Source organism: Sphingomonas sp. DMC8 (assembly GCF_056314185.1).
Window position 1 is genome coordinate 10,405 of record NZ_JBQUYV010000003.1, and the last position, 13,940, is coordinate 24,344.

A 13,940-nucleotide genomic window follows, 5' to 3' on the forward strand; every position below is an offset into this window, starting at 1 on the left:
CTTTACGCAATCTTTTCGCTTCGCTTGCGATGGTCTTACCCAAGGGGACGCCGGTGCTTGGCATAAGCGCCGGCATGTCAAAACGCCGCATCCTTCTTTTCGTTGGCCTTCCCGCCGCTTTTGTCCTTGCCACGCTTGCCTGGTGGTTCGCCATGCGCCCGTCGCCCACAGACGGGCTTGCGACGGCCGAGGTTGCCTTGGGCGACATCGAACAGAATGTGCTGGCGACGGGCAAGCTTCGACCAAAGGAACTGGTGAGCGTCGGCGCCCAGGTCTCGGGTCAGGTCAAGAAGTTGTACGTGCAGCTCGGGCAGCGCGTCCGCGCCGGGGATCCGATCGCGGATATCGACGCGGCCCCGCAACGGCTGGCACTGCGCAACGCTGAGGCCGCGGTCGGAGCGCTGATCGCACAAAAGGCGTCGCGGCAGGGTGCGCTGGTGCAGGCAGAGCTCGCCTATCTTCGTCAAAAGACCATGCTGGCTGCCCAGGCTACAGCGCGCGCCGACTATGAGGCTGCCCAAGCTTCCCTGACCACACTGCGTGGCGAACTTCGCTCGCTCGACGCCCAGATCGTCCAAGCGCGTACCCAGGTAGAGACGGCGCGGTTGAACCTGGGCTTTACCCGCATCGTGGCGCCTATGGACGGCACCATTGTCTCTATCGTCACGAAGCAGGGCCAGACAGTGAACTCGTTCCAGTCGGCGCCGACCATAGTCATGCTCGCCCGACTCGACGTGATGACCGTGCGCGCCGAAATCTCGGAAGCCGATGTGCAAAAGGTTCGGGTCGGCCAGACGGTGCGCTTTACGACGCTGGGCGCGCCCGACCGCCGCTACCAGGCCCGGATCGACCGGATCGAACCCGCGCCGGAATCGATCGCGACCGAAGGCACGGCCAGCGCGACAAGCGCAAGCGGCGCTTCGGCCGGCACCACGGCAATCTATTACAATGCCCTGTTTGACGTGCCCAATCCCGAAGGCCGGCTGCGCCCGTCGATGACCGCGCAGGTGTCCGTCCTCCTCGCGAGCGCCCGTCACGCGGTGCTGGTTCCGCTGGCAGCACTTGGCGAGCGCGGCGCCGATGGCCGCTATCAGGTGCGCGTCGTCAACGCCAAGGGCGGGATCGAGACGCGGCAGGTCCGCACCGGCATCGCCGACGACAGCAATGCCGTCGTGCTTTCCGGCCTCAAGCCCGGGGAAAAGGTGGTCATCGCGCAGGAAAGCGCCGAGCCCACGACCGATGGCGGCATGGGGATCGGGTTCTGATGGCCACGCCGCCGATCATCGAAACCAAGGGGCTGCGCCGCGAATTCCCGGCGGGGGAAGGCACCATAGCCGTCCTCAAGGACGTAGACCTGACGATCCATGCCGGAGAACTGGTGGCGATCGTCGGCGCGTCCGGGTCGGGCAAGTCGACCCTGATGAACATCCTGGGTTGCCTCGATCGCCCCACCGCCGGAGCCTATCGCGTGCAGGGCCGCGATACCGGCACGCTGGCACCCGACGAGCTTGCTGCGCTGCGCCGGGAGCATTTCGGCTTCATCTTCCAGCGCTATCATCTGCTCTCGGACCTGTCGGCCGTGGGAAATGTCGAGGTGCCATCGGTATATGCCGGGCACGAATCCGGCGCGCGGCGCGCGCGGGCGACGGCCCTGCTGGCCCGCCTCGGTCTGGGCGATCGCACCCGCCACCTGCCCAGCCAGCTTTCCGGCGGACAGCAGCAGCGCGTTTCCATCGCCCGAGCTCTGATGAACGGCGGCGCGATCATCCTCGCCGACGAACCCACCGGCGCTCTCGACAAGGCGAGCGGCGAAGAGGTGATGCGCATCCTGAAAGAGCTGAATGCGGAGGGGCACACGATCATCCTCGTGACCCACGACATGGCCGTCGCGGCCCATGCCGACCGCGTCATCGAAATCAGTGACGGCATGATCGTCGCCGACCGCTGCAATCGCGAACCTGCCCCGCGGCAAGCCCTTGCCCCGGCGGCGCAATCCTCGGCAGGGCGGTGGCGGGCGGCTGCCGACCGGTTCAGCGAAGCCTTCCGCATGGCGCTGCTGGCCATGGCCGCGCATCGGGTACGGACCTTCCTGACCATGCTCGGCATCATCATCGGCATCGCGTCGGTCGTGTCGGTCGTGGCGCTGGGCAACGGCGCGCAATCGAAGGTGATGGCGCAGATCAGCGATCTCGGCACCAATACGATCGACATCTTCCCCGGCAAGGATTTCGGCGACCTGCGCGCCGCTTCGATCCAGACGCTGAGCGAGAGCGACGCGCGCGTTCTGGGCAACCAGAGCTATGTCGACAGCGTGTCGCCCAACATCTCCACCAGCGTCACCGCGCGGCGCGATAACATCGCCGCCACCGCCCAAATCAACGGAGTCGGGGCAGGCTATTTCCGGGTCCGGGGATTGAAGGTGGCCCAGGGCGCGCTGTTCAAGCAGGCGGACGTGGCGCACGCCGCGCAGGTGGCGGTGATCGACACCAAGGCACGCACCAGCCTGTTCCCGCACGGTGCGAACCCGATCGGCGCGACGGTGCTGCTCGGCCAAGTGCCGGTGCGGGTGATCGGCGTGCTGCGCCCGTCGCAGGCCGGCGGCGGCGGATCGAGCGCGAATGTCTACATCCCTTACCGCACAGCCGCGGCGCGCATGACCGGGCGGACCAAGCTGGAGAGCATCACCGTGCGTGTCGCCGACCGGGTGACGAGCAACGCCGCCCAGCAGGCGGTGACGGCACTGCTCACCCGGCGGCACGGCACCAAGGACTTCTTCATCTTCAACTCCGATCAGATCCGCAAGGCGATCACCCAGACCAGCCAGACGATGGCCCTGCTGATTTCGTCGATCGCGGTCATCGCACTGGTTGTCGGGGGGATTGGCGTGATGAACATCATGCTCGTCTCGGTGACCGAACGCACGCGGGAAATCGGCGTGCGCATGGCCGTCGGCGCACGGCAGAGCGATATCCTGCAGCAGTTCCTGATAGAAGCGGTGCTGGTATGCCTGATCGGCGGCGCGGTGGGCGTGCTGCTTGCCCTGTTGCTCGGCCTTCTCGTCAGCCTCAGCGGCAGCGGCTTTACGATGGTCTTCTCGCTGTCGTCGATCCTGCTCGCCTTCGCCTGCTCTACGGCGATCGGCATCCTGTTCGGCTTCCTTCCCGCCCGTAACGCCGCCCGGCTCGATCCGGTCGAGGCACTGGCACGAGATTGATGATGAAACCTGTCCTTACCCTGATCGTCACCGGCGCGCTGCTGGCCGGCTGCGCTACCCGCACCCCCTATGTGCGCCCGGCCGCGCCCTTGCCTGGCGCGTTCCTCCACCAGTCCGGCGCCGCGCAGCAAAGCCCGCGCACCGACACGTGGTGGCGGAGCTTCGGCGACCCGGCGCTGGATGCGCTGGTGGACCTTGCGGTGGCGCGCAATCCGGACCTTGCCGCGGCAGCAGTTCGGGTGCGTCGCGCCCAGCTCGAAGCGCGGCTCGCCGGGAATGCGCTGGCGCCGATTCCGAACGGGTCGCTCAGCAGTGGCCTGTCCCGCCCGCTGTCCGGCAACGCACGCCAATCAAGCGAAAGCGCCGCGGGATCGGTTGGGCTCGCCTGGGAGGCCGATCTGTTCGGTCGCCTTGGCGCACGCCGGGACGCGGCGCGACTGGAGGCGGAAGCGACCGCCGAGGATCGCGACGGCGTGTTCCTGACGCTGGTCGGCACAACGGCGTCGCTCTACTGGCAGATCGCGCTGGCGAACGAGCGGATCGCGCTGGGTGAGCAAAGCCTGGCCTATGCGCGCCAAACACAGACGCTGGTGGAAGCGCAATTCGGGGCCGGCGCGGTCTCGGCGCTCGAGCGCCGAGAGGTCGAGCAAAGTGTCACCGCGCAAGAAGCCGCACTGACCGAAATCCGACAGGCCCGCGTCCGCGCGCGCGAGGCGCTGATGGTGCTGCTCGACGGCGCGCCCGCACCCGGCGCAGAGCCGCAGGCGTTGAAGATGGCCCCGCTGCCGGTGGTTGCGGCCGGCTTGCCCGCCGATCTGCTAGGGCGCCGCCCCGATCTGCGCGCCGCCGAGCTGCGGCTGCGGAGCGTTCTAGCGAGCGCCGATGCAACCAAGGCCAGCTTTTACCCTGCACTGACCCTGACCGGCGGCCTCGGGACGTCGAGCAGCGGCCTGCTCAATCTGCTGGCCAACCCCGTTGCAACGCTCGGAGCGGGTCTCACGCTGCCGTTCCTGAACCTGCGTGGCATGCGCTTCGAAACACAGATCGCCCGCACCCGCTACGAGGAAGCGGTGATCCAGTTCCGCAAGTCGCTGTACACCGCGTTGGCGGAGGTGGAGACGACGCTCTCCGCCCGCAGCGAGCTGGCGACCCAGGGCGTGGCCCTGCGCCGCGCCCGTGACGCTGCCGCCGATGCAGAGCGCCTGTACGAAGTCCGCTACCGCGCCGGGGCGGTGGCGCTTCGTGCCTGGCTCGATGCGCAGGAACGCCGTCGCGCCGCAGACCTGGCCCTATCATCGAACCAGCTTGCGCAGCTCCAGAACCAAGTCACGCTATATCAGGCGCTGGGCGGCGGTTTCGGGCGTTGAGCCTTTGCGCACCTTTCCGGTTCGGCGGACAAGGGTAGTTCTGACGTCTCCACCAACAAATACTCATACAAATTCCTTGTCCGATCCGAAACCTCGCGGCACTCTGGCTGTCTACCGCTACGGCCACTCCGCCGCGGTGCACGCAGACTGGATAGGAATACGGATGACCCGAGCCGGCAGGCTCCCGCTTATATGGTTGCGTCATGGCATGGCGTCGCTGCGGCTCCACGCAGCGGCGCTGACTTTGGCGGCACTGTGTACAGCCGCCCCGTCCCAGGCCCAGAAATCGGCGCCTGCGCCCGGCGCCTCGCACTCCCCAGCGGCGCTCGCGCAAGCCGTGGCGCGCGCGCTCGAAAACGATGCGGTCCTGCACGCCCCGCTTCGCGGCAGCGTGACGCTGCCCGCTAACGGCGCCGAAATCCCCTCGCTTGCGGAGCGGTCAGATGCGGCGGCGGCACGCATTCGATGGCGATCCTCGAACCCGTCGATACTCTCCGACCGCGACCGGGTCATAAGTGGAAACAGAATTCGCAGCGGCGCAATCGTCCGAGGCGCGAAGCCGGCGGCGGTACGGCTCACCGCGACCATCACCGTATCCGGTGCGGCACCCGTCACCGTTCCGATCGAAACCACCATTCTGCCGCGGCCCGCGCGTATCCAGCCGCCACGGGAAGCCTATCTCTTCGTCTATTTCACCGGCGATTCGATCGAGGGGGAGAAGCTGCGTTTCGCTATCTCGGACGGAAACGATGCCCTGCATTGGAAGAATCTCAACGCAGCGCAGCCGGTCCTGGAGTCGTCGTTCGGCACGCGGGGGCTTCGCGATCCTTTCATCCTGCGTTCGGCGGAAGGGGACCGCTTCTTTCTACTCGCCACCGATCTGTCGACCGCCCGCACTGGCTGGCAAGGCAGTACCGAGCATGGCAGCCTCCACCTCGAAATCTGGGAATCGACCGATCTGGTCCATTGGAGCGCGCAGCGACATGTGAAGGTCAACACCCCGGATGCCGGTATGACCTGGGCGCCCGAGGCAATGTACGATCCGACGATCGACGCCTATCTCGTCTACTGGACGTCCACGCGCTACACGGATCCGGCGCACCGCCACCAGGACGGTGAAGGCCCACAGATCCTTACATCGATCACCCGCGACTTTCGCAGCTTCACGCCGCCCCAGCCCTGGTTCCGGACGTCCGACCGTCCTGAACTCGTCCGGTCCAAGGGCATGATCGATACGACCGTAATGCGGGATGGCCCTTATTATTACCGCTTCACCAAGGTAACGCAGGCCGAGGGATGCCCCTCGCCCGACATCATGCTCGACCGCTCGACCAGCTTGCGCGCGACGGTGGGTTCGGGTGCGTGGCAGGTGCTGGATCGCTGCATCGGGCGCAAGGCCGGCACACCCGAAGTAGAGGGGCCGAGCGGCTTCGCCGCCAATCCCGGAGACGTGACCGGCTTCCGCTACTTCCTATGGGTCGATAATTTCGAGCGCACGGGCTACATCCCGCTCGCGACCAATTCCTTGGCGGCGCCCATCCACTGGACCTATCCGGCGGACTTTCGCCTTCCTGCATCGCCCCGCCACGGATCGGTGCTTTCGATCACCGCCGCCGAACGCGACGCGCTAGTCGCACGATGGGGCGCTTCCCCTATCCCCGCCCGCGGACCCACGCCCCCGAGCGCAGCTGCCGCCGTTACGACGCCGGGCGACAGCTGGGTCGTGCCGCCCGTGCTGGCCTCGGGCACTATATTGCCCGCACCGGCGGGCGCGCAGGTGCATTGGACGGTCGAAGGTGGCGGAAGGCTGCTCGGCGGCCGCTTGTTCAACGATGGCAACCGGGATCTGGTGATTGCGCTTACCGGGAGGATCGGGGGCGTTGGCGAGGCCATTGTCGAGAAGCGCTTCACGGTCCGGCTGCTCGGCAAGGATGCCGGCCGTGTATTCGGCTATGCGCGGACGCCCACCGGGCCGCACGACGCGAACCCGCCCGCGGTCGCGCGCAGCCTGCATCTCGCGCTGGGTGGCCCGGGCCAATCGCCCCGCGCGCTGAACGGCAATGCCGGCGTCGCCTTTGCCACGGGCGACTATGTCGACGTCGATCGCGTCGGGCGGCGCGGGCTGGCCGATCCCTGCCTCTTCTATTTTGCAGATGGCAGCCTGGGCGCCATCGCGACGCGCGTGACGCTGGCAGGCGAGCCCGATGCGTCCGCGACATCCGGCGCGCTGGTGTTCAAGGCTGACCCCGCAAAGCCCGGTGAGTTTGACGAACTCGGCATCGTCGATCTGGCGACGACGCAGGGTGTAGTGCGCCCTTGCGCCGTGTGGGACTCCGCCGCCCACCGCTACATCGTCTGGTGGAAGGATCGCACGGGCAAGCCATGGTGGAACAGCGTCGACGATCTCGCGCGCAAGGTGGCGAAGCCTGCCCCGCTGTCCCCCAATCCGGCCGGCCAGCGAGAGATCGCCTCTGCCCGCAATGTCGGGACGCCGCACGCCGGCGACATCGCCACCATCGCGACCGATGCCGGTGCCTCCGATGCCCCCGGTTCGCTCGGCGCGCCGGATGCCACCACGGTCCCCGTCGATACCCGAATGGCCGCGAGGCTGATCACCAGCCTCAGCCGGGTGGTGAACACCCGCGTCTGGATTGCGCCACAGAAGATCGCACCGGGCGACATCGCTTCGCTTTCCCGGGCAAAGGTACAACTGGCCTATTCGGATGGCTCGCGCGCCACACGCGCCGTGGACTGGAACCCCGCCGACCTCCGGCGGCTTGCCAGTGCACGCGGCGGAAGCCTCTGGGTTCGCGGGATCGTCCGCCAGCCGATCTATCCGCAGATCATGGCCTATAATCGCGCCGATCCGATGATCTACCGCTACGAACAGGGCGGCCATGTCCGCTATCTATTCGTTGCGACTGATGACAGCAACAACGACAATGTCGGATCGGTGCACCTGCCGATCCGGGTGGCCGACACGATTGCCGGGCTGGCCGACGCAAATGGAGGGCGCAAACGCGAGGTTGACCTGCTCAACCGTCGCACGCGCGCGGACCGTACCGCCGATGGCCGGGTGATTGCCGGCTGTTACTGGGCGCCGGAACTGCACGAGATTGGCGGTCGTCTGTCGATCCTGTTCGCGCCCTGCTTCAATCCCGATGATCCGCGCGCGAACCAGGGCGGTTCGTGGACGACGGTCCAAGCGCACATCATGCAACTGCGCCTGGGTGGCGATCCTGCCAACCCGGCCGACTGGTCTGCGCCGGCAGCCATTCTCCAGGCCGACGGCGCGCCGCTCGGGCGTGCGGACCGGGCACAGAACATCAGCCTGGACATGTCCTATTTCGAAGCCGCTGGTCAGGCTTATTATATCTGGTCCCAGCGCTATCTGCCGACAAAGGAAACGGACGGCCCGCTCGGCGATCCACTCACCTGGATCGCCAAGGTCGATCCATCCCGCCCGACGCGCCTGACCTCTGCGCCCGTGCCCATCATCGCACCCGAACGCTCCTTCGAAGAAGGCCTGGCCGAAGGCGGGTTCGTCGTGGTGCGCGGTCAGACCGCTACCCTGCTCTATTCCAGCTCCGGCGTGAGCCCGAGCTACATCGTCGGCGGGGCCCAGGCCGCGCTCGACTCCGATCTCCTGTCGATTGCGAGCTGGCACAAATGGGGGCGACCGCTCCAGCACAGCGTGCCGATGCCCGCGGAAGTCACCGACTATCTGCGCTATGAGCAAGGCCCCGGCCACGGCGCCTTCACCAGCGACGACGACGGGAACCTTCTCTACGTCTATCACAGCTGGGGTGACGGCGTGGGTGGCAACGGCCGGGACGCCCGCATTCGACGAGTCCATTGGGCGGCAGACGGCCGGCCGATACTGGATATGACCCGCGACGAGGAAGTTGCGCCCGCGAACCGGAATGTCCGGGTAAAGGTCTCTATTCAAGGCACTAGCAGCCGCCGTCGGGACCGGTGATCGGCACGCGGCGAAGGACGCATAACTAAAAAAGGGGGACGCGCACGCCCCCCGGGTTCACCCTATCCCATTCGTCAGGCACATGCCTCGCTAAGAGCGACCACCGCATCTTCCGCGAAGATGTGCGCAAGGTCCACCAGGACGACGAACCCTTGCCCGCAGCGGACTACGCCCTGAATATAGTCGGACGACCAGGCGATGCCGATGTCGGGCGCGCCGCCGATGTCGGCACTGTCGAAGCTCCAGACGTCCAGTACCCGATCAACCACCAGGCCCAGTGTCAGCACCCGGTCGGTTAGCGGCACTTCTACTACCAGTATCCGCGTGCCGGGCCCCGGCTCGACGGGCGAAAGCCCCAGTCGGCGGCGGAAATCGACAGTCGTGACCCCGTCGCCCCGCAGATCCGTCAGGCCGATCAGATACTCCGGCCCCTTCGGGATCTTGAACTGTTCGCGATAATCGAGAATCTCGCGAACCTGATCGACCGGCACGGCGAAAACCTCAGCGCCAAGCCCGAAGGTCACCACCTGCATGCGGGTATCGGCGCTCATGCCGCTTGTCCGAAATTGCGGTCTTCCACATCGCTGCCGCCGGTATGGAGATCCAGGGCAAAGCCGTTCGATTGTGCAAAGCGATCGGCGCTCGGACCGCGTTTGGGCTTGGAACGCCCCGAGGTACGCGACGCGGGCTTGCGCGCCGGTCCCGCGACGGCCGCCGGCTTGCGGCTCGCCGCCATTTCCGAGACGCGGAAGAAGGCAATGCTCGATTGCAGCTCCTCGGCTTGCGCGGCGAGTTGTTCGGAAGTCGTCGACATGGCTTCCGATGCGCCGGCATTCTGCTGGATGACCTGGTCAAGTTGCTGGAGTGCCTCGTTGATCTGCGACGCGCCGATGTCCTGTTCGCGACATGCGGAGCTGATCTCCGAAACCAGTTCTGCCGTGCGGCGGATGTCCGGCACCAGCTTGGTGAGCATGTCCCCCGCCTCGGCAGCCGCACGGACGGTATCCGAAGAAACGGCACCGATCTCGGCCGCTGCCGTCTGGCTGCGTTCGGCGAGCTTGCGCACCTCGGATGCGACGACTGCAAAGCCGCGACCATATTCGCCGGCGCGTGCCGCCTCGACTGCCGCGTTCAGCGCGAGCAGATCGGTCTGGCGGGCGATCTCCTGCACGATATTGATCTTCTCGGCGATCGTGCGCATCGCTTCTACTGCCCGCGCTACAGCAAGACCGCTCGCTTCGGCGTCCTTGGAAGACTGACGAGCAATCTTTTCGGTCTGTGCGGCGTTGTCGGCATTCTGCCGGATGTTGGCCGCCATCTGCTCCATGGATGCCGAAGCCTCTTCGGCGGCAGCGGCCTGTTGCGTCGCGCCCTGCGATACCTGCTCGGAGCTCGCCGAGAGTTCCTGGCTGCCCGAGGCCACGTTCTGGGAGGCGGTGGTCGCGTCGCCCACCACGCCGCGCAGGCGCTCGATCATTCGGTTGGCGTGGCCCAGCAGCTCGGCGATCTCGTCATTGCCGTGCACCGCGACATTGGCCGTCAGATCGCCCTCGGCCACTTGTCGCATGGCATGGCCGGCAGCGGCGAGCCCCTTGTTGATCGTCCAGGCGAGCCAGACCGCAGCTGCCAGCGTCATGGCGAGCGCGATGCCGCCGATCGAGAAAAGGGTATTGCGCGCACTCATATAATTGGCAGCGGACTGCGCCTGGGCCTCCTTGAGCAACGCTTCGTTGATCTTGGTAAGCTCTTCGGCCGTCCCCGACATCGCCGTGCCCTTCATGCGACTCTCGCCCATGGTAAGTGCCGCCGCGCCCGCCTTGTCGTGATCGCTCATCGCCACGACCCGGTCGGTGACCGTACGGAAGTCGGTCCACTGCCCCGCCAGCTTGCGCCAGTTCGGGCGACCGCGCTCGGTAGCGTGCGCAACACCAGCATCCAGCAACGCATCGATTTTGTCTTTCCACGTCGAATGCATGGTCAGAAACTGCTGACGCGCTTCGGAGTCTTCGGCAAGGACAAGATTCTTTTCGGCCCGGAGGACCATGCTGATCGCACTATCGACCGCTCGCGCGCGGTCCAGCTGAGCGGCGGGACCGTCGATCACGCGGTTGAAATCGTCATTGAGGGAGCCGAGCCGGGCCACCCCGAATGCAATGACGCCGCTTAGTATAACGAGCAGCGTGCCGAAGGCCGCGGCCAGCTTTAGCTTGATGGTAAGTCGCATGACAGTCTCGCTTCAGATGGTCCAGGAAACGACTTGCCGTCCCCGGGGAGGGAGTGGATTAGAAATCGAGAGGACAGAGTCGTCGGGAACGCCCCGATCCGAAAAGCAAAGGCCGATCGCTCGCGGAAGCCAGTCACGCTTCCACGACACCCGAGACATTCATTTCACGTCAATTCGGTAGCGAAACTAATGTGGCGGTGAGTACATAGGGTGATTGCCCCAACAGCACCCGCGCCAACCCCATAAAGGTGCCGCAGGTGAACTTCATGTAGTTAATACACTACCTATTTTAGGATATATGTGACAAGCCACGACATTAATGATGAAAAATACGGGTATTTGCGTAGCCGGACATACCCTTAGTAAAAAACCAGCCAAAATGGCTGTTTTATTTAGCACGCAGAACACACCGCAAACCACAACCACGACACAAGCGCAAAATTTCGAAGACTCTTCTTTTCACCTTCGAAACGAATGCGGCACACCTGGGCTTGCATCGATCGCGCTTCTTGCTTGATCCGCAGCCTCGTCGATCGGCTTCTATGCAGGAAGGCCGGCGCCCGCCCACCACCACGCCCCACCAAAGGTTCGCCCATAGTGGCGCGGGCTGGCCCTGGCCGCGGAATGGTCGTAAAGACGCCCGACAGTTTCCCGGTCCATCATGCCCTTTTCCATTCGCCCTGCTGCCCTGGCCGATCTCGCCGCACTCCATCCGGTGATCGAGCGCGCGTATCGGGGGGAGACCGCACGGCTCGGCTGGACGCACGAGGCCGATCTGCTTTCCGGCCAACGCACCGATCGCGCCACGCTGGAAGCGATCATCGCCGACCCGGCGCAGGTGCTGCTGGTTGGACTGGAGGGAACCACAATCATCGGCTGCGTCAATGTCGCCGATCGTGGCAACCGGCTCGCCTATCTGGGGCTGCTTTGCATCGAACCGCTGCGCCAGGCGGGCGGGTTCGGGCGCCAGTTGATTGCTGCGGCGGAAGACCATGCCCGCACCGCCTTTGGATGCACCCGCATTGAGATGACGGTGATCGAGAAGCGCCTCAAACTGATCGCCTATTACGAACGGCGTGGCTATGCCCGCACCGGCGAGCGGCGCGACTTTCCGATCGCGCTCGATCCACCGCTGTTCATGCAAGTGCTGGCCAAGCCGCTCGTCTAGCGCCTAAGGGCATCGCCATGCCCGCGACTGCCAAAATCTGTGGCCTGTCCACGCCCGAGACGCTTGCCGCCGCGATTGCCGGCGGGGCGAGCCATATCGGTTTCGTCTTCTTCCCCCCCAGCCCCCGCCATATCGGCTTCGACCGGGCAGCCGGGCTGGCGGCGCAGGTACCCGCCCATGTCGCGCGCGTCGGCGTGTTCGTCGATCCCGACGATGCGCTGCTCGACGCCGCCATCGCCGCCGGCCGGCTGGATGTGATCCAGCTCCACAAGGTCACGCCGGAGCGCGCAGCAGCGGTAAAGGCCCGCACCGGCCGCGAGACCTGGGCGGCGCTGGCAGTGAAGACCCGCGCCGACCTGATCCCGGCCGCCGCATTCCGCGGCGCCGCCGACCGGCTGCTCTACGACGCCAAGGCCCCGGAAGGCGCCAAGGTGCCCGGCGGCACCGGGCTGCGCTTCGACTGGAAGCTGCTCGACGGCTTTGCCCATCCCCTGCCCTGGATCCTGTCCGGCGGGCTCGATGCCGGCAATGTCCGCGAGGCGATCGCCACCACCGGTGCCCGGCTGGTGGATGTCTCTTCGGGCATAGAGGCCGCTCCGGGCGTCAAGGATGTGGACAAGATCGCCGCTTTCCTTAAAGCCGTGGCCCGATCATGAGCACACCTAACTCCTTCCGCGCCCAGCCCGACGAACGCGGGCATTTCGGCCAGTTCGGCGGACGCTTCGTCGCCGAAACGCTGATGCCGCTGATCCTCGACCTGGAGCGCGAGTATGAAGCCGCCAAGGCCGATCCCGCTTTCCAGGCCGAATTCGACGATCTACTCGAACATTATGTCGGCCGCCCCAGCCCGCTTTATTATGCCGAGCGGCTGACCGAGGCGCTGCGCGAAGGTGCGCCCGAGGGCATGGGCGCAGAGGTGTGGTTCAAGCGCGACGAGCTCAACCACACCGGCGCGCACAAGATCAACAACTGCATCGGCCAGATCCTGCTTGCCCGGCGCATGGGCAAGACGCGGATCATCGCCGAAACCGGCGCCGGCCAGCACGGCGTGGCGACCGCGACGGTCTGCGCCCGCTTCGGCCTGCCCTGCGTCATCTATATGGGCGCGACCGACGTGGCGCGGCAGCAGCCCAATGTGTTCCGCATGAAGCTGCTCGGCGCCGAAGTGGTGCCGGTCACCAGCGGCGCGGCGACCCTGAAGGATGCGATGAACGAGGGCCTGCGCGACTGGGTCGCGAACGTCCACGACACCTTCTACATCATCGGCACCGCCGCCGGCCCGCACCCCTATCCGGAGCTGGTCCGCGATTTCCAGTCGGTGATCGGCCGCGAGGCGCGCGAACAGATGCTGAAGCGCACCGGCAAGCTGCCCGACCTGCTGGTCGCCGCGATCGGCGGCGGCTCCAACGCGATCGGCCTGTTCCACCCGTTCCTCGACGATGCGAGCGTGAAGATGCTGGGTGTCGAGGCGGCGGGCGAAGGGCTCGACAAGCGCCATGCCGCCAGCCTCGCCGGCGGCGCGCCGGGCATCCTCCACGGCAACCGTACCTATCTGTTGCAGGACGAGGACGGCCAGATCACCGAGGCGCACTCGATCTCGGCGGGGCTCGACTATCCGGGCATCGGCCCCGAGCATGCCTGGCTGCGCGACATCGGCCGCGTGGAATACACGGCGGTAACCGACACCGAGGCACTCGACGCCTTCCAGCTGCTCTGCCGCACCGAGGGCATCATTCCGGCGCTCGAGCCCAGCCATGCGATCGCGGCGGTGGCCAAGGTCGCCCGCACCATGCCGCGCGACAAGGTGATCCTCGCCAACCTCTGCGGTCGCGGCGACAAGGACATCTTCACCGTCGCGGAAGCGCTGGGAGTAAAGATGTGATGATGAAGCGCTATCAGCCTGCGCTCCCCTTCCGCTTGCGGGAGGGGTCGGGGGAGGGCCTGACCGACCTCACCTCGAATTGCCATCCCCTCCCCCAGCCCCTCCC

Annotated in this window: 9 protein-coding genes; 7 read left to right on the forward strand and 2 right to left on the reverse strand. The window is 66.2% G+C overall.

Going from position 1 to position 13,940, the window contains the following annotated elements:
- Positions 1–74 precede the first annotated feature (74 nt).
- The 4 genes from ACT53K_RS07695 to ACT53K_RS07710 all read left to right on the forward strand — a co-directional run bounded on the left by ACT53K_RS07695 (position 75) and on the right by ACT53K_RS07710 (position 8,560).
- On the forward strand, positions 75–1,265 hold the full coding sequence (locus ACT53K_RS07695; protein WP_476228016.1) for an efflux RND transporter periplasmic adaptor subunit: 1,191 nt from the start codon (positions 75–77) through the stop codon (positions 1,263–1,265).
- Positions 1,265–3,214 (forward strand): MacB family efflux pump subunit, encoded by a 1,950-nt coding sequence (locus ACT53K_RS07700; protein WP_476228017.1) that lies wholly within the window; start codon positions 1,265–1,267, stop codon positions 3,212–3,214. Before ACT53K_RS07695 ends, ACT53K_RS07700 begins: the two co-directional genes overlap by 1 nt.
- A complete protein-coding gene (locus ACT53K_RS07705) occupies positions 3,214–4,581 on the forward strand; it encodes an efflux transporter outer membrane subunit (protein WP_476228018.1) in 1,368 nt (455 codons plus the stop codon). Before ACT53K_RS07700 ends, ACT53K_RS07705 begins: the two co-directional genes overlap by 1 nt.
- Before the next feature lie 208 nt (positions 4,582–4,789).
- Positions 4,790–8,560 carry a family 43 glycosylhydrolase gene (locus ACT53K_RS07710; protein WP_476228019.1) on the forward strand — a complete coding sequence of 1,257 codons (3,771 nt, stop codon included), beginning with the start codon at positions 4,790–4,792 and terminating at the stop codon, positions 8,558–8,560.
- A gap of 74 nt (positions 8,561–8,634) precedes the next feature.
- On the opposite strand, the gene ACT53K_RS07715 is transcribed toward ACT53K_RS07710, so the two are convergent.
- The gene (locus ACT53K_RS07715) at positions 8,635–9,111 is read right to left on the reverse strand and encodes a chemotaxis protein CheW (protein ID WP_476228020.1); all 477 of its coding nucleotides are present in this window, start codon (positions 9,109–9,111) and stop codon (positions 8,635–8,637) included.
- Complete coding sequence (locus ACT53K_RS07720) at positions 9,108–10,784, reverse strand: methyl-accepting chemotaxis protein (RefSeq protein WP_476228021.1); 1,677 nt, start codon at positions 10,782–10,784, stop codon at positions 9,108–9,110. Before ACT53K_RS07720 ends, ACT53K_RS07715 begins: the two co-directional genes overlap by 4 nt.
- Before the next feature lie 661 nt (positions 10,785–11,445).
- On the opposite strand from ACT53K_RS07720, the gene ACT53K_RS07725 reads away from it, so the two are divergent.
- From ACT53K_RS07725 to trpB, 3 genes are read left to right on the forward strand one after another with little or no spacing between them, the layout of a single operon-like run.
- Positions 11,446–11,952, forward strand: a complete 507-nt coding sequence (locus tag ACT53K_RS07725; RefSeq protein ID WP_476228022.1) for a GNAT family N-acetyltransferase — start codon at positions 11,446–11,448, stop codon at positions 11,950–11,952.
- 17 nt (positions 11,953–11,969) lie between these two features.
- Positions 11,970–12,608, forward strand: a complete 639-nt coding sequence (locus tag ACT53K_RS07730; RefSeq protein WP_476228023.1) for a phosphoribosylanthranilate isomerase — start codon at positions 11,970–11,972, stop codon at positions 12,606–12,608.
- Positions 12,605–13,834: a tryptophan synthase subunit beta gene (gene trpB, locus ACT53K_RS07735; RefSeq protein ID WP_476228024.1), complete on the forward strand. Its 1,230-nt coding sequence runs from the start codon at positions 12,605–12,607 to the stop codon at positions 13,832–13,834. The genes ACT53K_RS07730 and trpB overlap by 4 nt, the downstream gene beginning before the upstream one ends.
- The last annotated feature ends 106 nt before the right edge of the window (positions 13,835–13,940 follow it).

Excerpts from the sequence above, each read along its gene's own strand:
- ACT53K_RS07695 (WP_476228016.1), top strand. The coding sequence starts at position 75 with ATGTCAAAACGCCGCATCCTTCTTTTCGTTGGCCTTCCCGCCGCTTTT.
- ACT53K_RS07700 (WP_476228017.1), top strand. The coding sequence starts at position 1,265 with ATGGCCACGCCGCCGATCATCGAAACCAAGGGGCTGCGCCGCGAATTC.
- ACT53K_RS07705 (WP_476228018.1), top strand. The coding sequence starts at position 3,214 with ATGATGAAACCTGTCCTTACCCTGATCGTCACCGGCGCGCTGCTGGCC.
- ACT53K_RS07710 (WP_476228019.1), top strand. The coding sequence starts at position 4,790 with ATGGCGTCGCTGCGGCTCCACGCAGCGGCGCTGACTTTGGCGGCACTG.
- ACT53K_RS07715 (WP_476228020.1), bottom strand. The coding sequence starts at position 9,111 with ATGAGCGCCGATACCCGCATGCAGGTGGTGACCTTCGGGCTTGGCGCT.
- ACT53K_RS07720 (WP_476228021.1), bottom strand. The coding sequence starts at position 10,784 with ATGCGACTTACCATCAAGCTAAAGCTGGCCGCGGCCTTCGGCACGCTG.
- ACT53K_RS07725 (WP_476228022.1), top strand. The coding sequence starts at position 11,446 with ATGCCCTTTTCCATTCGCCCTGCTGCCCTGGCCGATCTCGCCGCACTC.
- ACT53K_RS07730 (WP_476228023.1), top strand. The coding sequence starts at position 11,970 with ATGCCCGCGACTGCCAAAATCTGTGGCCTGTCCACGCCCGAGACGCTT.
- trpB (WP_476228024.1), top strand. The coding sequence starts at position 12,605 with ATGAGCACACCTAACTCCTTCCGCGCCCAGCCCGACGAACGCGGGCAT.